Origin of the sequence: Streptomyces sp. NPDC005648 (genome assembly GCF_040605395.1) — a bacterium.
Classification (GTDB): Bacteria; Actinomycetota; Actinomycetes; order Streptomycetales; family Streptomycetaceae; genus Streptomyces.
In genome coordinates this window covers 16921-39846 of the sequence record NZ_JBEXCS010000060.1, presented here as the reverse complement: position 1 = coordinate 39846, position 22926 = coordinate 16921, and the positions used below count along the sequence as shown (strand labels likewise).

At 73.0% G+C, this 22926-nt stretch carries 20 protein-coding genes; 12 read left to right on the top strand and 8 right to left on the bottom strand.

The window, feature by feature from the left end; translation table 11 throughout:
• Positions 1 to 103: 103 nt before the first annotated feature.
• Both ABZT17_RS29440 and ABZT17_RS29435 read left to right on the top strand, forming a co-directional pair.
• Positions 104 to 712 (top strand): TetR/AcrR family transcriptional regulator, encoded by a 609-nt coding sequence (locus tag ABZT17_RS29440; protein ID WP_356353065.1) that lies wholly within the window; start codon positions 104 to 106, stop codon positions 710 to 712.
• Between the two features lie 124 nt (positions 713 to 836).
• Positions 837 to 1556 (top strand): DUF2470 domain-containing protein, encoded by a 720-nt coding sequence (locus ABZT17_RS29435; protein ID WP_356353063.1) that lies wholly within the window; start codon positions 837 to 839, stop codon positions 1554 to 1556.
• On the opposite strand, the gene ABZT17_RS29430 is transcribed toward ABZT17_RS29435, so the two are convergent.
• The 4 genes from ABZT17_RS29430 to ABZT17_RS29415 all read right to left on the bottom strand — a co-directional run bounded on the left by ABZT17_RS29430 (position 1524) and on the right by ABZT17_RS29415 (position 5920).
• Complete coding sequence (locus ABZT17_RS29430) at positions 1524 to 2759, bottom strand: lactonase family protein (protein ID WP_356353061.1); 1236 nt, start codon at positions 2757 to 2759, stop codon at positions 1524 to 1526. The genes ABZT17_RS29435 and ABZT17_RS29430 overlap by 33 nt on opposite strands.
• Before the next feature lie 114 nt (positions 2760 to 2873).
• On the bottom strand, positions 2874 to 3920 hold the full coding sequence (locus tag ABZT17_RS29425; protein WP_356353059.1) for a hypothetical protein: 1047 nt from the start codon (positions 3918 to 3920) through the stop codon (positions 2874 to 2876).
• A gap of 34 nt (positions 3921 to 3954) precedes the next feature.
• On the bottom strand, positions 3955 to 5226 hold the full coding sequence (locus ABZT17_RS29420; protein WP_356353057.1) for an aromatic acid exporter family protein: 1272 nt from the start codon (positions 5224 to 5226) through the stop codon (positions 3955 to 3957).
• A gap of 115 nt (positions 5227 to 5341) precedes the next feature.
• Positions 5342 to 5920, bottom strand: a complete 579-nt coding sequence (locus ABZT17_RS29415; RefSeq protein WP_356353054.1) for an ABATE domain-containing protein — start codon at positions 5918 to 5920, stop codon at positions 5342 to 5344.
• Between the two features lie 138 nt (positions 5921 to 6058).
• Between ABZT17_RS29415 and ABZT17_RS29410 the strand changes: the two genes are divergently transcribed.
• Positions 6059 to 7057: a zinc-binding dehydrogenase gene (locus tag ABZT17_RS29410; protein ID WP_356353052.1), complete on the top strand. Its 999-nt coding sequence runs from the start codon at positions 6059 to 6061 to the stop codon at positions 7055 to 7057.
• 35 nt (positions 7058 to 7092) lie between these two features.
• Complete coding sequence (locus tag ABZT17_RS29405) at positions 7093 to 7995, top strand: DUF3626 domain-containing protein (RefSeq protein ID WP_356353050.1); 903 nt, start codon at positions 7093 to 7095, stop codon at positions 7993 to 7995.
• Positions 7996 to 8094: 99 nt separating this feature from the next.
• Here the strand turns inward: ABZT17_RS29405 and ABZT17_RS29400 are convergent, their stop codons facing one another.
• A complete protein-coding gene (locus tag ABZT17_RS29400) occupies positions 8095 to 9732 on the bottom strand; it encodes a glycoside hydrolase family 13 protein (protein WP_356353048.1) in 1638 nt (545 codons plus the stop codon).
• Positions 9733 to 9867: 135 nt separating this feature from the next.
• Between ABZT17_RS29400 and ABZT17_RS29395 the strand changes: the two genes are divergently transcribed.
• The 7 genes from ABZT17_RS29395 to nrfD all read left to right on the top strand — a co-directional run bounded on the left by ABZT17_RS29395 (position 9868) and on the right by nrfD (position 18820).
• A complete protein-coding gene (locus tag ABZT17_RS29395; protein ID WP_356353046.1) occupies positions 9868 to 10911 on the top strand; it encodes a LacI family DNA-binding transcriptional regulator in 1044 nt (347 codons plus the stop codon).
• Between the two features lie 150 nt (positions 10912 to 11061).
• Positions 11062 to 12045 (top strand): aminoglycoside phosphotransferase family protein, encoded by a 984-nt coding sequence (locus ABZT17_RS29390; RefSeq protein ID WP_356353096.1) that lies wholly within the window; start codon positions 11062 to 11064, stop codon positions 12043 to 12045.
• A 91-nt stretch (positions 12046 to 12136) separates the two neighbouring features.
• Positions 12137 to 13426 (top strand): ROK family protein, encoded by a 1290-nt coding sequence (locus ABZT17_RS29385; protein WP_356353044.1) that lies wholly within the window; start codon positions 12137 to 12139, stop codon positions 13424 to 13426.
• Positions 13427 to 13507: 81 nt separating this feature from the next.
• The gene (locus ABZT17_RS29380) at positions 13508 to 13726 is read left to right on the top strand and encodes a hypothetical protein (protein WP_356353042.1); all 219 of its coding nucleotides are present in this window, start codon (positions 13508 to 13510) and stop codon (positions 13724 to 13726) included.
• A 20-nt stretch (positions 13727 to 13746) separates the two neighbouring features.
• A complete protein-coding gene (fdh, locus tag ABZT17_RS29375; RefSeq protein ID WP_356353040.1) occupies positions 13747 to 16989 on the top strand; it encodes a formate dehydrogenase in 3243 nt (1080 codons plus the stop codon).
• Positions 16986 to 17840, top strand: a complete 855-nt coding sequence (locus ABZT17_RS29370; protein WP_356353038.1) for a 4Fe-4S dicluster domain-containing protein — start codon at positions 16986 to 16988, stop codon at positions 17838 to 17840. The genes fdh and ABZT17_RS29370 overlap by 4 nt, the downstream gene beginning before the upstream one ends.
• Positions 17837 to 18820, top strand: a complete 984-nt coding sequence (gene nrfD, locus ABZT17_RS29365) for an NrfD/PsrC family molybdoenzyme membrane anchor subunit (protein WP_356353036.1) — start codon at positions 17837 to 17839, stop codon at positions 18818 to 18820. The genes ABZT17_RS29370 and nrfD overlap by 4 nt, the downstream gene beginning before the upstream one ends.
• A 76-nt stretch (positions 18821 to 18896) precedes the next feature.
• On the opposite strand, the gene ABZT17_RS29360 is transcribed toward nrfD, so the two are convergent.
• Positions 18897 to 19925, bottom strand: a complete 1029-nt coding sequence (locus ABZT17_RS29360; RefSeq protein ID WP_356353034.1) for an SDR family oxidoreductase — start codon at positions 19923 to 19925, stop codon at positions 18897 to 18899.
• 163 nt (positions 19926 to 20088) lie between these two features.
• Between ABZT17_RS29360 and ABZT17_RS29355 the strand changes: the two genes are divergently transcribed.
• Positions 20089 to 20976, top strand: a complete 888-nt coding sequence (locus ABZT17_RS29355) for an alpha/beta hydrolase (RefSeq protein ID WP_356353032.1) — start codon at positions 20089 to 20091, stop codon at positions 20974 to 20976.
• Here the strand turns inward: ABZT17_RS29355 and ABZT17_RS29350 are convergent.
• Positions 20973 to 21935: an SDR family NAD(P)-dependent oxidoreductase gene (locus ABZT17_RS29350; RefSeq protein WP_356353030.1), complete on the bottom strand. Its 963-nt coding sequence runs from the start codon at positions 21933 to 21935 to the stop codon at positions 20973 to 20975. The two genes, ABZT17_RS29355 and ABZT17_RS29350, sit on opposite strands and share 4 nt — an antisense overlap.
• A gap of 328 nt (positions 21936 to 22263) precedes the next feature.
• A complete protein-coding gene (locus ABZT17_RS29345) occupies positions 22264 to 22926 on the bottom strand; it encodes an HAD family hydrolase (RefSeq protein WP_356353028.1) in 663 nt (220 codons plus the stop codon).

Below are 22926 nucleotides of genomic sequence, written 5' to 3'. Positions count from 1 at the left end.
GAACCAGCGGCAGGCCGAGCCTGTACGTGGCCTGTTGTACGTGGGTTCAATAACGCGCCCAGTCTCGACCCGTTGTTGAACCGACGTCAAGTAAAGTGCGGACATGGCCGCGAACCCGGGCGCGCGCACCCGCCGTCGACTGAGCACCGAGGAGCGCCGCGAGCAGCTGCTGTCGGTGGGGGCGCGGCTGTTCTCGGAGAGCGCTTACGACGACGTCTGGATCGAGCGGGTCGCCGAGATCGCCGGGGTCTCGCGCGGACTGCTCTACCACTACTTCCCGACCAAGCGGGACTTCTTCCTGGCGGTGGTCGAGCGGGAGAGCAGGCGGATGCTGGAGATGACGGCGGCCGTCCCGGGCGTGCCGGCGCGCGAGCAACTCGCCTCCGGACTGGACGTCTTCCTGGAGTACGTGCACACCCACGCGCACGGCTTCCGCGCCTTCCATCGCGCCGACGCGGCGGGGGACCAGGCCGTGCGCCGGGTCTACCACCGGGCCCTGGGCGCGCAGGAGCGGCAGATCCTGGCGGCGATCGCCGAGGACCCCGAACTCGGGCCGCTGGCCCAGGGGCGTCCGGATCTGAAGCTCGCCGTGCGCGGGTGGCTGGCGTTCGTCACGGCCGTCTGCCTGGAGTGGCTGCGCGGTTCGGACCTGAGCCGGGAGCAGGTCCGCGATCTGTGCGCCCGGGCCCTGTTGGGGGCGCTCGCTCCCTGAGTGCCGCCGCGTGACCCCTCCCTGCCTCGGCGCGCGGCCGGTGCACCTCGAATCGGCCGGAGATGGTTGGCGTACCCCTGGATCTTCGATAAGTTAGGCAAGGCTTACCTAAGGAGATTCTGGGATGGGTGACAGCTGGACGGCCGCGCCTTCCGCGGCGGAACGAGCCCGCTCGATGCTCGCCACCGCATGGTCCTGCGCGGTCACCGCGGAGGGCGGTCGAGAGGAGTTCGTCGGCGCGCACACCGTCGCCGGGGACGGCACGGTCCTGGTGCGGGTGCCCGAGGACGGCGCCCTGCTCACGGCGGCGATCTGCGCACCGCGCGGGGAGCCGTCCGCGGTGCTGGAGTTCGCCGACGTGGCACCCGTCCCGGTGCGGAACCGAATCCGGGCCCGGCTGTGGATGGCGGGGTACTTCGTCGCGGAGGACGGCCGCCTGGCGTTCCGGCCGACGCGGATCGTGCTGCGGCGGGCGTCCGGCGCGGTGGTCGTCGGCGTCGACGAGTTCGCCGGCGCCGCACCCGACCCGCTGGCCCTCGCCGAGGCCCGTCTGCTGACCCACCTCGCCGACTGCCACCCCGACGCGGTGGAGCGGCTCACCCGGCTCGTCGACCACGCCTGCCTGCTCGGCGCGGTCCGCGTCCAGCCCCTAGCCGTCGACCGGCACGGACTGACCCTGCGCATCGAGCGCGCCCGCGCCCACGGCGACGTACGCCTGCCGTTCCACACGCCCGCCGACGACGTCGGTCAGCTCACCGAGCGCATGCACGCCCTGCTCGCTCAGGCCGGCACCGCCTCCTGCCCCCGCGGCCTACAGCGGCAGCGCACAGACCGCGACGGGTGAGGCGAACGGGTCGCCCGCGAGGCGCAGTTCACCGCTGCCCCCGTCCACGTGGAAGACGCTGACCGTGCTCGACCTCTGGTTCGCCGCGAACAGCAGCGCGCCGTCAGGCGAGAGCGCGATCTGCCGCGGGAAGTCACCGGACACCGGCACCGTGCCGAGCAGCCGGAGACGGGCCCCCTCGGCCTCGATCCCGTACCGCGCCAGGGTGTTGTCGCCGCGGTTGGCGAGATAGGCGTACGAACCGTCGGCCGTGACCGCGATCTGCGCCGGGTAGTTGGTGACCGACGCGCGACTGCCCGTGGACTGCGGGGCGCCGATCGTGAGGCGGCCGGTGGAGGGGTCGTAGGCGCACACCGTGATCGTGTCGTCGGCCTCGTTGGCCAGATAGGCGTGGCGGCCGCCCGGGTGGAAGGTGAGATGGCGCGGGCCGGCGCCCGGCCGGGTCCGGGCCCGTGAGACCTCGGTGAGTGTCCCCGCGCGCTCGTCGAGGCGGTAGCTGTACACCGTGTCCGTGCCCAGGTCGACGGCGAGCACATGGCCGCCGTCGGGGCCGGTGATGAACTGGTGGGCGTGCGGCCCGTCCTGGCCGGGGCCGGGCGCGGGGCCGGTGTGCCTGACCAGGGCGGTGCGCTCGCCCAGCGCGCCCGAGCCGGCGATGGGGTGCACCGCCACACTGCCCGAGGTGTAGTTGGCGCTCAGCAGCCAGCGGCCGCTCGGATGCACGGAGAGATGGCAGGGCCCGGCCCCGCCGGTGCTCCGGGCGCCCAGAATCCTGCGGTCGGCCAGACGTACCGCGGTCACGGCGCCGTCGTCGCGCTCGTCGACCGTGTAGAGCGTGCGGGCGTCGGGGTGCAGGGCCAGATAGGACGGGTTGACGATCCCGGTCAGGGTGCCGGCGCCGGTGACACGGCCGGATTCGGGATCGTAGGTGGCGAGGCCGACGCCCGTCCCGCCGCCCTCGACGGTGGTGTAGGTGCCGAGGTAGAGGGGGCGGGGGCCGGAGGGCTTCGGCGACGGCCGGGGAGCGGTGGGCTGTGCGCTCGGCTGCCGCTCCGGGACGGCCGCGCCGGTGTCCCGCGTCGCCGGAGAGTGCCCGGGCGGCGCGGGAGCGGGCAGGGCCGCGACCGCGCCCACTCCGGCCAGGGCGCCGACGAAGCGACGCCTGCTCCAGCCGCCGCCCGCCGCTCCTGTCCCGCTGCCCATGTCCGCACCTCGGATGATCGCCTGTCTCTGCCGTGACAAGCCACCATGACGCGGACCGCCGGGGCCGTGCAAGAACGGCACCCGGCGTTGCGCAGGGTGCAACGCTTGGGCGCTCTACCAGTCGCCGTCCTCCACCGGCTTGCCCGCCGCGTCCTTCAGGGGCTTCACCTGGTCCGGTGAGGGGGCCTGCCAGGGCTCGTGGTCGTCGCCGAGCCAGTCGCCGACCGGCTTCACGGCCTCCAGGGCGTCCGTGGGGGCGAGATCCTCCGCGTCCTGGTCGTAGTAGTCGTACCAGGGCAGCCCCGCGCGGGTGTACTCCGCGCGGTTCACCGGCGACGGCGGGGGAGCCTCGCCGGTGATACGGCGCCATTCAGGGGGCGTCACCAGGTGCACGAAGACCCGTCCGGCGGGCTCCCTCGCCCAGTCGGTGAGCGGCCGGTCGTCCTCGTAGACCTCCTGGCGCATGGAGCCGCCGACGCCGAGGCCCATGGCGGCGGGAGCCCGCGGAGCCCGTGCCGCGACCGGCACCGGGGCCGAACCGGGGGCCGGAGGTGCCGCCATGGCCATCGGGGTCATGCCGTAACCCCCGGCGGCCGGGCCCCGGGTCCGCTCGGCGCGTCGCTCCGCCTCCCGCCACTGGGCGAGCTTCCGCTCGTTCAGCCCGAAGACCTGCAGTTGTACGCCGCCCCAGACCTCCTCGCCGGTGACCTGACCCTCGACGGTCGCGCCGAGGCCGAGCGGCACCGCCACGAACTGGCGGACGGTGCCCTTGCCCGAGTTGATGCCGTCCAGCCAGGGCTGGCGGGGCAGCACCACGTAGTTCTGCGGCTTCCGGGACAGCCGGTCGCTCCACGGCCGGCCCGAGACCGCGCACACCTTGCCCACCCCGACCTGGAGGGCGGCCGGTTCCACGGTCCCGCCGAAGCTCAGCCACATCGCCTCGCGCAGATACACCGGCAGCATCACACCGCCCCGCGCACGCCACCGCTCGGGCACGGTGTCCGGGTAGTCGGAGACCCGCCGGACGGGGAACTCACCCAGCCCCGGCGGCAACGGATGGGTGCCGGTCTCCGGCAGCCGCAGGGTGCGCACGAACCGCACCGCCACCCCACCCGGCAGCCTCAGTGTGTTCCCGTCGATCCGCACCACGCCGTCGGTCATCCGCCGACCCCCCTAGTTCGCCTCCGTGGCTGTGTCACTTAGAACGACGTGCGGCGTCGGCATGGTTCCTGCGCAGCACCTCCGGCACCCGCAGTCGCTCGGAGCTGCGCAGTCCCTCCCGCAGCCTGGTCAGCCGCGGCATACGGGCCCGCTGCTCGCCCGAGGTGCGGTCCAGCTCCTCCAGCAACCGGCGCGAGCGGTGCTCGGTGTCCATCTCGTCGAGGATGCGGTTGACCTCGGTCAGCACCGCCCCGTACAGCTGCCAGGTGCGGGCGTCGCGCTGGACCTCCTCCAGGAGCAGCTGGGCCAGCTTGTCCCGGGTCGACGCGGCCTGGCGCAGCTCGGCGGCGAGCCGGGCCTCGGCCGACTCCGCGCTCACACTCACACTGGTGGTGACCAGGACCGCGAAACTGACCACCGCGTCGGCGATCTCCGACAGCAGCCGCTCCACCGCGGCCCCCGTCTCCGGCGCGAACAGCGGTTCCGGGTCGCGTTCCTTGGCGAGGTCGGTGAGGGTGCGCGCCAGCACCCGCAGGACGACCGTGCAGATCTCCAGGGTGTCCAGGCCCGTCCGCAGCACCACCCGGTGCAGCAGGCCCTCGCGCACCCGCGGATTGAGCCGCAGACTGTCCTCCGCCTGCCGCAGGGCGGCGTCCACCTCGACGATGTCGTGGTCGAGCCGCCGCGCCTCGTGCAGCCGCTCCGTCGCGTGTTCGACCGGCGTGCGTCCCGCGGCCTCCTCGCCCATGCGCAGCATCAGCCGCCGCACCCGCCTGGCCAGCCCCTCGATCGACTCGCCCGCCTCGTCCACCCACACCGGCGGCGCGAGCAGCAGATTGCAGCCGAGGCCGACGACCGCGCCGATGAGTGTCTCCACCACCCGCGCCCAGGCGGTGTCCCCCACGGTCGTCACCCCGAGCACCAGCATCGCGCTGATCGCGACCTCGGGCACGTACTCCTCGACCCGCACCAGCCGCCCGACGGCCAGCGAGGCGACGATCAGCAGCGCCAGACTCCACCAGGTCAGCCCGACCAGCAGACTGAACGCGATGGCGACCAGCACACCGGCCACCACCGCGTTGACCCGGCGGATGCCGTTGGTGAGCGTCGCGTACAGGGTGACCTGGACGACCAGCAGCGCGGTGAGCGGCGCGGTCAGCGGGGCCGCCTCCGGGCTGAGCCGCAGGGCGACGACGTACGCCACCGTCGCCGCGACGGCCGACCGCAGCGTCTGGACGACCACCGGGTCGCGGCGGCGCTTCACATACCGGACGAGGGACGCCCTCCACTCACGTACATCTGGCACTGGGGGCTGTTCCCAACGGTCGGTCGGCTAGGAGGGCCCTTCTGGCCCTGGGCGGGGCGGTGACGGCGAGCGCCCGGACTCCGAGGTTCTCACGGCCCCGAGGAGCTTTCCAGCGTCAGGTGGCGGCGGCCCGGCCGCGTGAGCGGTAGCCGGCCACCTTCGCCAGGTTCCCGCACCGCTCCATCGAGCACCAACGGCGGCGCCGGGCCTGGGAGTCGTCCAGGAACAGCAGCGAACAGTCCGGGTTCTCGCACTTCTTCACCCGCTCCAGGAGCGGGCCGCCCACCAGGAGTACGGCGTCCCTGGCCACCGTCGCCAGCGCCGCCCGGGCGGGCCGTTGTGCCGTCCAGCGGGCCGGCCCCAGCTGCGGTGCGAGGTCCGGGCGGGCGGCCGTCTCGTTGACCAGCTCCACATCGGCCGGCTCCGGTTCCCGCCCGGCCATCGCCGCCCGTACGACCCGGTGGAGGGCCTCGCGCAGGGCGCGGGCGTCGGTGAGGTCCCGCGCGGTGACCCGCACCGGCTCCTCGCCCACGGCCAGCCCCGCCTCCGACAGCCAGCGGGACAGCGCGGCGGGGTCCGGGATGCGCTCCAGGGGGGTGGCGTGGCGGCGGCCCAGGGTCGCCACGAAATCCAGGCAGGGGCGGCCGCCGATGAACGGGAACGCGAGCGCCGGATCGGCGGCGACGGATGACATACGGGGAGCGTACACCGGTTCATGAGGTGTCGTATCTCTGTCGACGCCTCTTGACACCGGTTGAAGTGGTGTCGGAAGGTGACACCATTTCAACCGGTGTCGGCTGGGTGTGTGGCCGCGACAGGAAGCAGGTGCGGTATGCGTGCGGTACGGATCGACGAGTTCGGCGGGCCCGAGGTGCTGGTGCCGGTCGAGGTGCCGGAGCCGGTGGCCGGTCCCGGTCAGGTGCTGGTGCGGGTCGCGGCGGCGGGCGTGAACCGCGCCGACGCGCTCGTCCGGGCCGGCGTCTACCACCGAGCGGGACGGCCGCCGCTGATCCCGGGCGTGGAGGCGGCCGGAGTCGTCGCGGCGGTGGGGGAGGGGGTCACCGGTCTGGAGGCCGGACAGCGGGTCATGGCGTTGGACGGGGCCAACGCCCCGGGCTTCTACGCCGAGTCGGCGGCGGTGCCCGCCTCCCAGGTCACCCTCCTGCCGGAAGGGGTGGGCTTCGTCGAGGCGGCCACGCTGCCCGTCGCCTGGCTCTCCGCCTGGTACTGCCTGCGGCACCTGGCCAGGGTCACCAAGAAGGACACGGTGGTGGTGAAGGCGGCGGCCAGCGGGGTCGGCAGCGCGGCCGTGCAGATCGCCGCCGAGACGGGCGCGCGGGTCATCGCCCTCGCCGGGTCGGCGCAGAAGGCCGCGTGGGCGGGGGAGTTCGGGGCACACGACATCGTCGACACCTCCGCGCATCCCGACGAGGCGGAGGTCGAGGAGGTGCTGCGGCTGACCGGCGGACACGGCGCCGACGTCGTCCTCGACACCGTCGGCGGCCCGGCGTTCGCCCGGAGCCTGCGCGAGGTCGGCCACGGCGGCCGGGTGGTCGCGCTCGCCAACGTCGCCCTGGAGCCCAGCACGATCGACACCCGTGACTTCTATCCCAAGAACGCGACCGTCGTCGGCTTCCAGCTCACCAACCTGCAGATCCACGGATACGACCCCCGCCCCGACCTGCGTGAGCTGGCCGAGCGGGTCGCCGCGGGCACCTACCGTGTGCCGGTCGAGACCGTCCTGCCTCTCGAAGAGGCCCGCGCCGCCCATGAGGCGCTGGAGCGTCGCGACAACCGTGGCAAGATCGTCCTGGCGGTGGCCGACCTCTGAACCACCGCCGGGGCGGCTTCGACGAAGGGACAGCGGTGGAGTTCGGCGATCCCGGGACACCCCGGGCACTGGCGGCGCTGCGGCACGTGGCCGCCCGCTCGGCGGGCCCTCCGGTCGGCACGGACCTGAGGATCACCCTGAACTTCCACCCCGACCGGCTCGTCGGCGGGCTCCCCATCCTCCAGGCGCTCGCCCAGGACGGCGCCTACCACTCGCAGTTCGTCACCGGCACCAGCAACGGCGGTCTCACCGCTCACCCCGGCGGTGACCGGTGGCGCTGGGAGAGCCGGATCTTCGGCGGCGCCTACGACGACGCGGACCCGCACGACCGGCCCGTGTACGGCGCGCTCGACTTCCGGCGCCAAGTGGTCGGCGCCGCCCCGCGGTTCGGCTCCTCGCACTTCCGGCTCACCGCCGAGGCGCTCGCCCGGTCCACCTTCTGCTACCCCGACAGCGCGGCCGAGCCCACCGACTTCGGGGTGGCAGCGGGCATGTCCCTCATCGCGCTCGCCGAGGCCGACGAACAGGACGCACTCAACGACTACATCGAGGCCCAGGTTCACGGCGGGGTCCGGCTCTCCCGGCACATGGAGGCGCTCGTCCTGGACGCGAGCTACCGCGGCACGCCCGTCGAGGCCGCGGCCCGCCGGCTGCCCTGCCCCGTCGAGTGGCACCCCGGCTACCGCCTCACGGTGGCGCGACTGCGCCGGCACGCGGACTACCGAGGCCGGGAGTACATGGAGCTCGGCGCCCGGATCGCCCAGGACGGCCGCGTCGACCCACGGATCATCGGGGACGCCGCCCGCACCGGACGGTACGGGCTCCAGGACCTGAAGATGGTGTGGCACACCCTCGCCCGCTTCGGCGCGCCCGAGGGCGCGGGCACCGCCTGTGCGCCGGACGTCGGCACGCCGGACGTCAGCGCGCCGAGCGCATAGCCGCGAGCCCGGAGCGAAGACCCGCGCGACGCGGTCCCGCACAGGTGTCGCCGTAGGCGAAACGCAGGCGATCCCGCGGCTCGAAGGCCGGGACCGCGGCTACACCGCCAGCCAGGCCGCCCGGTCCGGCGCCAGGACACCGCCCTCCAGCGGACCGCTCGCCAACAGGACCGACGTGTGCGCGGGCAGGCGGTACGGCTCGGCGGAGAGGTTGACCACGCAGACGAAGCCGGGGGCGCGGTCGAAGGCGAGGACTCCGGAGGGCGTGTCGCGCCAGTGCAGGCCGCCGTCGCCGAGGGCGGGGTGCTCGCGGCGCAGGCGCAGCGCGGCGCGGTACAGCTCCAGCATCGAGTCCTCGTCGCCGGTCTGCCCGGCCACCCCGAGGCCCGCCCAGCTCTCCGGCTGCGGCAGCCACGGCTCGGCCCTCGCACCCTCCGGGCTGAAGCCGTACGGCGCCTTCGACCCGGACCACGGGATCGGCACCCGGCAGCCGTCGCGCCCGCGGTCGGTGTGCCCCGAGCGTTCCCAGACGGGGTCCTGGAGGACCGACTCGGGAAGGTCCTCGACCTCCGGCAGCCCGAGCTCCTCGCCCTGGTACACATAGGCGCCGCCGGGCAGGGCGAGCATCAGCAGGGCGGCGGCACGGGCGCGGCGCGTGCCCAGTTCCAGGTCCAGCGGGCCCTCCGGGCGGTACGGCTCGTTCACCGTCCAGCGCCGGACGACCTTGCGGCCGTAACGGCTGGGATGGCGTACGACGTCGTGGTTGGAGAGCACCCAGGTGGCCGGGGCGCCCACCGCGCCGAGCATCGCGAGCGAGTCGTCGATGACCGTCCGCAGGTCCTCGGCGTCCCAGCTCGACATCAGGAAGTCGAAGTTGAACGCCGTGTGCAGGCCGTCCTGGCGGACGTAGGCGGCCAGCCGCTCCGGGGCGTCCGCCCAGGCCTCGGCGACGAAGGCCCGGTCGCCGGGGAACTCGTCGGCGACGCGGCGCCAGGCCCGGTAGATGTCGTGCACCTCGTCGCGGTCCCAGTGCGGGTGGTCGACGTGCTGCCGGGGCCCGTCCGTGTCCGGGCGGGGCGGCAGGTCCGGCAGCTCCGGGTGTTTGATCAGCCCGTGCGCCACGTCGATCCGGAAGCCGTCGACGCCCCGGCTGAACCAGAAGCGCAGGATCGACTCGAACTCGGCCCGTACCTCCGGGTGCTCCCAGTTGAGGTCGGGCTGCTCGGGTGCGAACAGGTGCAGGTACCACTCGCCGTCGGGCAGCCGGGTCCAGGCCGGGCCGCCGAAGGAGGAGACCCAGTCGTTGGGCGGCTGGGCGCCTCCGGGCCCGCGCCCGGCCCGGAAGACGTAGCGTTCCCGCTCGGGGCTGCCCGGTCCCGCCGCCAACGCGGCCCGGAACCAGGCGTGTTGGTCGGAGGTGTGGTTCGGCACGATGTCCGGGATCACCCGGATGCCGTGCCGGTGCGCCTCCTCGATGAGCTGCTCGGCCTCCTCCACCGTCCCGAACAGCGGATCGATCCGGCGGAAGTCGGCGACGTCGTAACCGTGGTCGGCCATCGGCGACGCGTACCAGGGGTTGATCCAGATCGCGTCGATGCCGAGCCACTTCAGATACGGCAGCCGGGAGCGGAGGCCGGCGATGTCGCCGACCCCGTCGCCGTTCCCGTCGGCGAAGCTGCGGATGTAGACCTGGTAGATGACGGCGTCGCGCCACCAAGGTGCGGTGCTGGTGGACATTGGGTGCGGTCCTCCTCGGCCATGACAACGCTTGCAAGCCTGAAGGATCAAGGGTGGACCCTTCGCGCGCTACATGCCAGTAATGCCCTGGCAGCGCTGTCACCAACCCGCGCACACCCGTGCTAGCGTCCGCCCATGCCACCAGCGCGGCGGCACCCCACGATGGCCGATGTCGCCGAACGGGCCGGGGTCTCCGTCTCCACCGTCTCGCGCACCCTGCGCGGCCTCGCGAACGTGTCGCCCGAGGTGCGGGTCAGGGTCGAACGGGCCGCGCGGGAGCTGGACTTCGCCGTCTCCCGGCAGGCGTCGGGCCTGGTGACCGGCAGGACCGGGGTGGTGGCGGTGCTCGTGCCCACCCTCGACTCGTGGTTCACGGGCTCGGCCCTGTCGGGCCTCGCCCCGTCGCTGCGCGCCGCGGGCATGGAGCTGAGCGTCTACGTCATACCCGACCTGGCCGAACGCGCCGTGTTCTTCGAGCAGTTGCCGGCCCGCCGCAACGCCGACGCGCTGCTGGTCTTCTCCTTCGACCTCACCGACGAGGAGAGCGCGCGCCTCGACGACCTCGGCATGCCGGTCGTCCACGTCAGCCAGCACGCCGAGGAACGGCCGAGCGTCTACGTCGACGACGTGGCGGCCGCGCGGACCGGCACCCGGCACCTGCTGAACCTGGGGCACCGCCGTATCGCGTTCATGCAGAGCCCGGGCGCCACCGGCTTCTCCTTCAGCTCGCACGAGCGGCTGCTCGGCTACCGGCAGGCGCTCACCGAGGCGGGCATCCGGCCGGACGATCGGCTGGTGGTGTCGGCACGGGCCGCCGACAGGCGTGCCGTCGCGGAGGCACTGGGACGGCTGCTCGGCCTGCGGGAGCCGCCCACCGCCGTCTTCGCCGAGGAGGACGAGCTCGCGGTCTCGCTGATCTGGACGCTGCGCAGGTCACGGATCGAGGTGCCCGAGCGGATGTCCGTCCTCGGCTTCGACGACCAGCCGGTGGCCGAGCTGTTCGACCTGACCACGGTGGCCCAGTCGCCGTCCGACATGGGCCGGGCGGCCGGGGAACTGGTCCTGCGGCTGCTCGACGACCCCGAGGCGGACCGCAGGCGGCATGTCGCCCTGCCGACCCGGCTGATCCCGCGCGGCACCACCGCCCCGGCGCCGGAGTCCGGGCAGAGGTCCGACTAGCGGTCTCGCGCGTTTCCCGTACCCCGAAAGGCAGTTGTACCCCGAAAGGCAGTTGCGCGTCGCGCCGCCCTCCGTGCAGGGGTGTTCCGTACCCTGTTCCGGAAGCACACGCCCGACGCCGACGCGTCGGCCGAGGGAGGGGGCGGGGCGTTGGCGGACTCCTGGGAATGGGCGCGACGGGTACTGCGCGGCGCCCGCCTCGACCCCGAACTCCTCGCCGGAGTCAGGACGTTGAGCGGCGGCACCTACAACACGGTCGAGGAACTCCTCCTCGCCGACGGCACCCGCTACGTCCTGAAGGTCCCGCCCGCCTCCACCGTTCCCGGTATGCGCTACGAGCGCGGACTGCTCACCGCCGAGGCGGAGTTCTACCGGGCGGCGGCCGCGGCCGAGGTCGTGGCACCGCGTGTCGTCGCCGTCGGCGAGGACGACGCCGTACCGCACCTGCTCATGACGGCCTGTCCCGGCGAGCCCTGGGACGGGACGGTCGCCGAGGACGAACGGGCGCCGCTGCGCCGGGAGTTGGGCCGTCAGGTGGCCCGTCTGCACACGGTGACCGGTCCGGGCTTCGGCTACCCCTCGGGCGCCCTCGGCCCGCTCGCCCCCGACTGGCGGACCGCGTTCGCCGCCATGATCGACGCCGTCCTGGACGACGCCCTGGACTACGGAGCCCGGCTGCCCCGCTCCGTCGACCAGGTGGCGGGCGCGCTCCGGGCCGGCTACCCCGCGCTCGACGAGGTCACGGCCCCCGTACTGGTCCACTTCGACCTGTGGGACGGGAACATCCTGCTGGACCGCCCGCCGGGGCGGGCGCCCCGCATCGGCGGGCTCATCGACGGGGAGCGGATGTTCTGGGGCGACCCCCTCGCGGACTTCGTCTCCCTCGCGCTGCTGGGCGACATCAGGAAGGACGAGGCGTTCCTCGCGGGTTACCGGGAGGCGGGCGGCCGGGCCGAGTTCGACGTACCGGCCCGTGTGCGCCTGGCCCTCTACCGCGCCTACCTGTACCTCATCATGCTCACCGAGACGGTCCCGCGCGCGGTCGACCAGGACCATGAGCGCTGGGTGCAGGCGGTGGTCGCCCCGGAGCTCGTCGTCGCCCTGGAGGAGATCGAGCAGCTGGCCCTCTCTTAGCTCACACCGTGAACTAAGGGTTGGAGGAAATTCGCGCCATCCCCGCTCCCGGAGGTATGTTGCAGGTCGGACAGGGTGCGAAGGGGGCCATATGGCGGCGCGGAACGGACGCACGGTACGCGACCTCAGGCGGGCCAACCGCACGGCCGTGCTGCAGCGGCTCTACTTCGACGGTCCCCTCAGCCGCTTCGAGCTCGGCCCGGCGACCGGGCTGAGCTCCGGCTCCATCAGCAATGTCGTCGCGGACCTGGTCGCCGACGGACTGGTCGAGGAGGCGGGCAGCGTCGACTCCGACGGCGGCCGCCCCCGCATCCTGCTGCGCGTGGCGTCCGGCGCCGGGCACATGATCGGCGTCGACGTCGGCGAGACCCGGGTACGGGTGGAGCTGTTCGACCTCACCCTCACCGAGCTCGCCCGCGCCGAACGCCCGCTCGCCCAGCAGGGGTACGAGGTCGAGGTCATCGTCGGGCACATCCGCGACGGGATCGCCGAGGTGCTCGCGGACGCCGGAGTCGACTCCGACCGGCTTCTCGGCGTCGGGATCGGTGTCCCCGGCATCGTCGAGCACACGCCGGACCAGGGGGCCGTCGTACACGGGCAGACCATCGGGTGGGACGCGGTGCCGCTGGAGGCGCTGCTCCGGTCGACGTCCCGGCTCCCGGACCGGGTGCGGTACTTCATCGACAACGGGGCCAAGACGCTCGGTCAGGCCGAGATGTGGTTCGGCGCGGGCCGTGGTGCCCACAACGCGATCGTCGTGCTGTTCGGGTCCGGGGTCGGAGCGTGTCTGGTGACGCCCGAGGTGGAACACGGGCGGGCCGTGGAGTGGGGGCATCTGACGGTACGGGTCCGGGGGCGCCGGTGCCGGTGCGGTGCCCTCGGGTGTCTGGAGGCGTACGCGGGCGCGGAGTCGTTGCTCGCGCGATGGCGGGAGGCCGGTGGGCGGCCCCCCGGCGGGGCCGACGAGGAGACGGCGCTGGCCGCGATGCTCGCCGCCGCGTATCCCTCCGAGGGGGAGGCCGATCCCCTCGCGCTGGGAGTGCTGGAGGAGACGGCCGAGTATCTGGGGGCCGGGCTGTCGGATCTGATCAACCTCTTCCAGCCCGAGCGGATTCTCGTCGGAGGGTGGGCCGGGCTTCAGCTGGGAGCGCGGTTCCTGCCCGCCGTACGGCGGCACGCGGCGGCGTACGCACTGCGGTATCCGGCCCGGAAGGTGAGCATCGAGCTGGGGCGGCTCGGTCCGGACGCGGTGACCGTGGGGGCCGCGATCCTGCCGCTCGCCGACTTCTTCGGGCGTGGGGGGCGGCGGATGGAGACCGTGCCGGAAGGGCCGGTGCCGGCTTGGCGTGCGGTGCTGGAGGAGCGCGCCCCGCGCCCCTGAGGGGATGCTCCCCGCACCCGGGTTTGTCAGGTGCCGGCGGAGGTACTCGCGTGTCGCTCGACAACGCGAAGGGAGTGCGTCGTGGCCGATCGGCGTGACGCGGGCCAGGGCGGTGGACCCGTGCCCCGGGACCTGCCGGACCAGCAGGTGCGCGAGGGCGAGGACCCGCTGGACATCCCGCTGCCGGAAGGGGCGGAGGAGGTCCCCGACACCGACGAAGCCGGCACCGGGCGCGAGGGCGGGCCCCGGTCCGCCACCGTGCACGCCGACCATCCCGCGCCGGACGAGTCCTCCGCCTGAACCGCGACAGGGAGCCACCCATGGGTATCGGCGATCGGGTCCGTTCCTGGCCCGTCTACCGGCAGCTCGGCGGCGAGGACCGGACAGGGCGGGGGAGCGCGGCGAAGTCGCCGCACACCGCGGCGCTGCGACCGCGGACCGACAGCGCGGACCGGGTCGTGCAGTCCGTCTGCCCGTACTGCGCGGTCGGCTGCGGACAGCAGGTCTATGTGCGCGACGAGAAGGTCGTACAGATCGAGGGTGATCCCGCGTCGCCCGTGAGCCGGGGACGGCTGTGCCCGAAGGGGTCGGCGACGCTTCAGCTGACCACCGGGCCGGCGCGGGAACACCAGGTCCTGTACCGGCGGCCGCACGGCACGGACTGGGAACCGCTCGATCTCGACACCGCCATGGACATGGTCGTGGAGCGTGTCCTGCGTACCCGGCGGGAGACCTGGGAATGGGAGCGCGACGGGATGCGCACCGCCCGGACGATGGGCATCGCCAGCCTCGGCGGGGCCACCCTCGACAACGAGGAGAACTACCTCATCAAGAAGCTGCTGACCGGTCTCGGCGTCGTCCAGGTGGAGAACCAGGCCCGTGTGTGCCACTCGTCCACCGTCGCGGGCCTCGGCACGTCGTTCGGCCGGGGCGGTGCCACCACCTTCATGCAGGACCTGCAGTTCGCCGACTGCATCGTGATCGAGGGCTCCAACTTCGCCGAGTGCCACCCGGTCGGCTTCCAGTGGGTGATGGAGGCGAAGAAACGCGGTGCCGTCGTCATCGACGTCGACCCCCGCTTCAACCGCACCAGCGCCCTGTCCGACCTGTACGTGCCGATCCGCGCGGGCACCGACATCGCCTTCCTCGGCGGGATCATCAACCACGTCCTGACCGAGGAGAAGGACTTCCGCGCATACGTCCTGAACTACACGAACGCCTCCACCCTGGTCGGCGAGGACTTCCGCGACACCGAGGACCTCGACGGCGTCTTCTCCGGCTTCGACGCGGAGAAGAAGCACTACGACCCCGCCACCTGGCAGTACGAGGGCGTCGAGATCCAGCAGCCGGCCGGCGAGGCCGACGAACTGTACGAGGAGCGCACCCGCAAGTCCGCGGGCGCCGAGGCCCACGGCTCCGGAGGCGCCCGCACCGGCCACCGCGCCCCCACCGACGAGACCCTCCAGCACCCGCGCTGCGTCTACCAGATCCTCAAGCGGCACTACGCCCGCTACACACCCGAGCTGGTCGAGGAGGTCTGCGGCATCCCCCGCGAGACCTTCCGGCAGGTCTGCGACGCGCTCACCGCCAACTCCGGCCCCGAGCGCACCAGCGCCTTCTGCTACGCCGTCGGCTGGACCCAGCACACCACCGGCGCCCAGTTCATCCGCGCCGCGAGCGTCCTCCAGCTGCTGCTCGGGAACATCGGCCGCACCGGGGGCGGCATCCAGGCACTGCGCGGCCACGCCTCCATCCAGGGCTCCAGCGACATCCCCACCCTGTTCAACCTGCTGCCCGGCTACATCCCGATGCCGCACGCCCACGAGGACATGAACCTCGACAACTTCGTCGAGAGCACCCGCACCGTGAAGGGCTTCTGGGCCGACATGCGGGCGTACCTCGTCAGCCTGCTCAAGTCGTACTACGGCGACGCCGCCACCCCCGACAACGACTTCTGCTTCGACCACATCCCGCGGCTGACCGGCTCCCACTCCACCTACGACACGGTCATGGCCCAGCTCGACGGCGACTGCAAGGGCTACTTCCTGCTCGGCGAGAACCCGGCCGTCGGCTCCGCCAACACCCGCCTCCAGCGGCTCGGGATGGCCCAGCTGGACTGGCTGGTCGTCCGCGACTTCTCCCTCATCGAGTCGGCGACCTGGTGGAAGGACGGCCCCGAGATCGAGACCGGCGAGCTGCGCACCGAGGACATCGGCACCGAGGTGTTCTTCTTCCCCGCCGCCGCGCACACCGAGAAGTCCGGCTCCTTCACCAACACCAACCGCTGGGTGCAGTGGCACCACGCCGCCGTCGAACCCGAGGGCGACGCGCGCAGCGACCTGTGGTTCATGTACCACCTGGGCCGCCGGATCAAGGAGAAGCTGGCCGGCTCCACCGACCCCATGGACCGGCCGATCCTCGATCTGGCCTGGGACTATCCGGTCACCGGTGAACTGCGGGAGCCGGTCGCCGACGCCGTGCTCGCCGAGATCGGCGGACAGGGGCCCGACGGTCCGCTGAGCGCCTACACCGAGCTCAGGGACGACGGATCCACCCGTTGCGGCTGCTGGATCTACTGCGGTGTCCACGCCGACGGCGTCAACCAGGCCGCCCGCAAGAAACCGGAGTGGGAACAGGACTGGGTCGCCGCCGAGTGGGCCTGGGCCTGGCCGGCCAACCGCCGCATCCTCTACAACCGGGCCTCGGCCGCCCCCGACGGCACGCCCTGGAGCGAGCGCAAGAAATACCTCTGGTGGGACGCGGACGAGGGCCGGTGGACCGGGTACGACGTCCCGGACTTCGTCCCCGACCGCGCACCGGACTTCGTCCCCGACAAGGACGCCGTCGGCCCCGACGCGCTGCGCGGCGACGACCCGTTCATCATGCAGGCCGACGGCAAGGGCTGGCTGTTCACCCCCGCCGGTCTGGAGGACGGCCCGCTGCCCACCCACTACGAGCCACAGGACTCGCCGTTCCCCAACGCCCTGTACCCCTCCACCCCGCGCAGCCCGGTACGCCAGGTGATGCCCCGCGAGGGCAACCGCTACCACCCCAGCGGCGACGAGAAGGGCGCCGACGTCTTCCCCTACGTCGTCACCACGCACCGCCTGACCGAGCACTTCACCGCGGGTGGCATGAGCCGCTGGTCGGAGTACCTCTCCGAGCTGCAACCGGAGTTCTTCTGCGAGGTCTCGCCCGCGCTGGCCCGTGAACGCGGCCTGGAGAACGGCGGCTGGGCCACCCTCGTCACCGCCCGCAACGCCGTGGAGGCGCGGGTCCTGGTCACCGACCGCATGCGCCCGCTGCGGGTGCAGGGCAGGGTCGTCCACCAGATCGGCCTGCCCTTCCACTGGGGGCCCAACGGCGTCGCGCCGGGCGATGCGGCCAACGAGCTGACCTCCATCACCCTCGACCCCAACGCCCATATCCAGGAGGACAAGGCGCTCACCGCCGACATCCGACCGGGCCGCCGCCCGCGCGGCCCGGATCTGCCGCGGCTGGTCGCCGAGTACCGCAGGCGGGCCGGCATCACGCCGGACACCGGAACGGAGGCCCGCAAGTGAGCCAGGAACGCGTCGGATTCTTCACCGACACCTCCGTCTGCATCGGCTGCAAGGCCTGCGAGGTCGCCTGCAAGGAGTGGAACGCCATTCCGGAGGACGGCCTCTCCCTGACCGGCATGTCCTACGACAACACCCAGGCGCTCGGCGCCTCGACCTGGCGGCACGTCGCCTTCATCGAGCAGCCGCGCCCGGAGGGACGTACCCGACTCCCCCTGGTGGAGGGCGACGCCAGGGACGGGAACCAGGACGCGGAGGGAGCCGCCGGCGGTGACATGCGCTGGCTGATGTCCTCCGACGTGTGCAAGCACTGCACCCACGCGGCCTGCCTCGACGTCTGCCCCACCGGCTCGCTCTTCCGCACCGAGTTCGGGACGGTCGTCGTCCAGGAGGACATCTGCAACGGCTGCGGCTACTGCGTGCCCGCCTGCCCGTACGGTGTCATCGAGCAACGCCCGCACGACGGACGGGCGTTCAAGTGCACGATGTGCTACGACCGCCTTGGCGCGGGACAGGAACCGGCCTGCGCCAAGGCGTGCCCCACCGAGTCCATCCAGTTCGGCCCGCTGGACGAACTGCGCGAGCGGGCCGCCCTGCGCGTCGACCAGCTGCACGAGGCCGGAGTCACGGATGCCCGCCTCTACGGCCACGACCCGGACGACGGAGTGGGCGGCGACGGGGCCTTCTTCCTGCTGCTGGACGAGCCCGAGGTGTACGGCCTGCCCCCCGACCCCGTCGTCACCACCCGGGATCTGCCCGAGATGTGGAAGCACGCCGGCGTGGCCGCCGTGTCCCTGCTGGGCGGGATCGCGGCCTGCTTCGCACTCGCCGGGGCGGGAAGGGGCAGGCGATGAGCACGACCGAGCGCACAAGGCGCGGACGCCGCCGTCGCGGTGAGCAACCCGTCGTCCCCCGCGCCGAGTTCGAGTCCTACTACGGTCGCCCGGTCATCAAGGCACCGTCCTGGGCCGCCTCCGACATCGCCGGATACTTCTTCCTGGGCGGGCTCGCCGGAGCCGGTTCGGTGCTCGCGGCGGGAGCGCAACTGACGGGTCGTAGGACCACCGCCACGGCACTCAAGGTGTCCTCGCTGACCGCGGTCTCCCTGTCGGCGGTCGCCCTCGTCCATGACCTGGGCAGGCCCAGCCGGTTCGTCAACATGCTGCGGGTGTTCAAGCCGACCTCGCCCATGAGCATGGGGTCCTGGCTGCTCTCCGTCTACGGTCCCGCGGCGGGTGCGGCCGCCGCGAGCGCCGTCACCGGCCGACTGCCGCGGCTCGGGGGCGCGGCAACCGGCGTGGCGGCACTGCTGGGGCCGGCGGTCGCCACGTACACCGGTGTCCTGGCCGCCGACACCGCGGTGCCGGCCTGGCACGGCGCCCACCGTGAACTGCCGTACCTCTTCGGCGCGTCGGCCACGGCCGCGGCGGCCGGGATGGCGCTGGTGGCCGCTCCGACGAGGGAGAACACGCCCGCCCGGTACGCCGCGGGGCTCGCCGCGCTGGCCGAGACGGCCGCGAGCACGGCGGCCGAGCGGCGCCTGGGCATGGTCGCGGAGACCTGGAAGGGGGGCCGGGCCGGCACGCTGCTGCGGACGGCACGGGGTCTCACCGCGGCCGGCGCGATCACGTCCGCCCTCCTCGGCGACCGCCGCACCCCCGCCATCGCCTCCGGCCTGGCCCTCCTCGCGGGCTCGGTCTGCACCCGCTTCGGCGTCTTCGCGGCGGGAACGGCGTCGGCCGAGGACCCGAAGTACACGGTGACCCCCCAGCGGGAGCGACTGGAGGAACCGGCGGACGGGACGCCGGGCGGCGGGGGGAATCCGCAGGAGTGAGACTCCGCAGGAGTGAGACGGGCAGGAGTGAGACGGGGAGGCAGCCGGCCGGAGCCGAGCCTGCCTCCCCCGGGCGTCAGCCGGCCTTGCGGCCCCTCATCGGTTCCGTCGGGGCTCCCTGACCGTGCTGGAGGCCGTGCAGGAACTCCTCCAGGACCTGTGTGGAGGTCCGCTCCGGCCGCCAGCCCAGTTCCGTGCGGGCGCGGGTGCAGTCCATCAGGGGCAGGCGCAGGACCGCGTCGAAGAGGTGCGGGGAGGCCGGGAGCAGGTGCAGGCCCCACGCGGCGGCGATCGCCGAGCGGGCCGCGACGCGGGGGAGGCGGACGGAGCGGGTGCCCAGCAGCTCGCCGAGGAGTTCCGCGTCGACCGGAGGCTCGGCGGCGAGGTTGAAGGCGCCCCGGACCTCGGCGCCCAGCGCGAGGACACAGGCCTTGGCCGCGTCGTCGGTGTGCAGGGCCTGGACCCGCAGACCGGGGATGTCCGGGAGGAAGGGCAGGAGTTCCGGACGCGCCAGCGGCCCCGGCAGGAAGCGGCCGCCGAAGATCCGGCGCTGCTCGCTCGCCGACTCCCGTTTGAAAAGGAAGGCGGGGCGCATCCGGACCACCCGCACCTCGGGGTGTTCACGCTCGAAGACGTCCAGCGTCCGCTCCAGATACGCCTTCTCCCTGCAGTACGCGGCGTCCGGCCAGCCGTGCGTCGGCCATGACTCGTCGACCGCGAACTCCTTCGGCCCCGGCGAGTAGGCACCCACCGACGAGGCGTGCACGAGCGTCGGCACCCCGGCCGCCGCCACCGCCTCGAACACCCGGATGCTGCCCAGCACGTTCGTGCGCCAGGTCGTCGCCGGATCATGCGTCGGCTGAAACGCCCACGCCAGATGCACCACCGCGTCGGCGTCGGCGAACTCATCGGCCAGATCGGCTCGTGGGGAGGACAGATCGACCGCCGACCACTCCGTGCGCGGCGGCGACCAGTCGGGAATCCGCCGTGCCAGCCCCAGCACGGAGCCGACGTCCGAGTCCTCGGACAGGGCGCGCACCACACTGGTGCCGACATTGCCGGTGGCGCCCGTCACCACGATCCTGTTGCCCGTTGTGCCGCTCACGCTCGGCTCCTTCCGTCGGCGTGTTCCGGCACCGGGTACCCGGCCCGCGCGATCGCACGCGGACCTGCGCCGATGACCTCCGAGGTAATCGACCCGGGACGCGGCCCGCGGAACCATCGGGGACGTACCCACCCCGATGGTTCCGCACCGCAGGAGGACCCCCATGCCGTACTTCACCAGCCCCGTCGACGGCGCACGGCTCCACTACAGCGATTACGGCCCCTCGGACGGCCCCGTGGCCGTCTTCGTCGCCGGCGCCTACCTCGGCGGCGAGATGTGGGAGTACCAGACACTGCCCCTCGCGGGCGAGGGCTACCGCTGCGTCGGCCTGGACCGGCGCGGACACGGTCGCTCGGACGACGTGTGGAGCGGCTACGACCTCGACTCCCTCGCCGACGACCTGCACGGCCTGCTCGACCATCTGGACCTGCGCGGGGCGACCCTGATCGGCCACTCGGTGGGCAGCGCCGAGATCGTCCGCTGTCTGACCCGGCACGGCGACCGGCGGGTCGCCCGCGTCGCGCTGGTCGCCGGCATCGCCCCGGGTGTGGCCCGCACCGCCGACAACCCGGACGGCTGGGACCCGGCGGTGATGCGGGCGGGCAACGCGGTCTTCCTCCGGGACCGGGCGGCCTTCTTCAAGGACACCGGCACACTGAGGGACTTCTTCGCCCTGCACCGCCCGGGCAACCGCGTCTCGGCCGAGTACGTCGGCTACCTGACCGACCGCTGTCTGGTGACCACCGCCCGTGCCTCCAGCGCGGTCCAGGAGACGGTCGCCACCGTGGACCTCACCTCCGAGGTCGCCAAGCTGGACGTGCCCGTGCTCGTCGTGCACGGCACGCACGACGTCTCCGCGCCCCTGGAGACGACCGGCCGCCGTACCGCCGCGCTAGCACCCGAGGCCACGCTGAAGGTCTACGACGACGCCGGCCACGGTCTGTTCGTCACCCACGCCCAGCGACTCGTGGCGGATTTGCGGGAGTTCATGGCGGAACGGCCGGCGGACCGACCCCGGGCGGCCCCGCCCGGGGACCCGGCGCGCTGCTAGGCGAACGCGTTCACGCCCGTCAGCTCCGACGACAACTCCCACAGACGCGCGGCCTGTTCCGGGTCCACGGCCCACTCCCTGACGCCGGCGCTCTGGTCGCCGTCCGTGGCGGGTTCGGCGATGTCGCAGTCCTCCAGGTAGACACCGCCCAGACCGTCCAGCTGCGGCGAGGTCGCCGCCCAGACCTGGGTGGCCGCGCCCTGCGGCGGGGTCTTGAAGCCCTGCGGATCGAGGACGTTGCCGGCCTCGTCGATCCAGCCGCGCTCGATCATCTCCGCCCTGGGGATGTGCCGTTGGAGCGGGGTGAGGATGCCGCCGGGGTGCAGCGCGAACGCGCGGACGCCGACGTCGCGGCCGAGGCGGTCCAGGTGGACGGCGAACAGGACGTTCGCGGTCTTGGCCTGGCCGTAGGCCTGCCACTTGTCGTAGCCCCGCTCCCACTGGACGTCGTCCCAGCGCATACCGGAGAAGTGGTGGGCGCGCGAGGACACGGAGACGATCCGGGCCCCGCCCGGTGCGATCGCCGGCCACAGCCGGTTGACGAGGGCGAAGTGGCCGAGGTGGTTGGTGGCGAACTGCGCCTCCCAGCCGGGCCCCACCCGGGTCTCGGGACAGGCCATGATGCCTGCGCTGTCGATCACGATGTCGACGGGCCGCCCGGAGGCGAGGAACCGCTCGGCGAAGCCGCGCACGCTGTCCAGGTCGCCGAGGTCCAACTCGTCCACCTCGGTGCCCTCCAGACCCGCGAGCGCCTCCTCGGCGGTCTCCCGGCGGCGGGCCGGGACGACGACCTGGGCGCCGGCCCCGGTGAGCGCGCGGGTGGTCTCCAGACCGATGCCCGAGTAGCCACCGGTGACGATCGCGAGCTTCCCGGTGAGGTCGACGCCCTTCAGGACGTCCTCGGCGGTGCTGGTGGCGCCGAAATCTGATCCGATCCTGTGCTGCTGTGCAGTGCTCATACCGGGAACGCTACGAATTGGAGTGCGCTCCAAGTCAAGCGGGAGGCGGGCCGCCGGGCCGGTGGTCGACCCGCTCGGAGCCGTCCGGACAGAGAAAGGCCCCGACCGGACGGGGGAATCTCGGTCGGGGCCGCCAAGTGGTGGGCACGGATGGCGGTCGCCTCTCGGCGAAAGGCTCCACAGGGCTTCAGCCGAACGATCGTCCCTGTGGGCAAAAGGTGAGGCCCGGGGACACTGTCCCATCCGCACCCACGTGTGGTTCAACGGGCAACCACCCGCCGGTGTTCCGGCGCGTTCCGTGACCTCGGTCACGTGCGGTCGGCGGCCGTCACACGGAGCCGAAGGGGCTGTCCGCCAGGGACGCCAGCAGATGGGCCGGGTCGTCGTACACCGCCTCCGCGCCCGCCTCCTCCAGGTCGGCGCGGGGAATCCCGCCGCACAGCACACCCAGACAGCGCACCCCGGCCCGGGTGCCCGCGCGCATGTCCCACACGGTGTCGCCGACGAAGACCGCGCGCTCGGCGGGCACCCCGGCCAGTTCCAGGGCGTGTTCGACCGGCTCGGGGGCCGGTTTGCCCTGCTCGACGTCGTCGGCGCTCGCGGTGGCGGTGATCGCCTCGTCGGCGGAGAGCGCGCGGCGCAGCGCGGAGAGTTCCGGGCCGCTCGCCGAGGTCGCCAGCACCACCCGCCAGCCGTCCCGGTCCAGGTGCCGCAGCAGCCGCCCGGCGTCACGCAGCGCGGGCAGCCGGTCGAAGTACTGGCCGTACAACGCCGTGTGCGCGGCGCTCAGTTCGGCGTCCTCGTCCTTGTCGCGGCGCTCGCCCAGCAGCCGGGCGATCAGGTCCTCGGAGCCGAGTCCGACGGATCGGTGGATGGCATGCATGGGCACCTGGTGCCCCGCCTGCCGGAACGCCTCCCACCAGGTCGCCACATGCAGGTGGTTGGTGTCGACGAGGGTCCCGTCGACGTCGAAGACGGCCGCCCGTTCCAT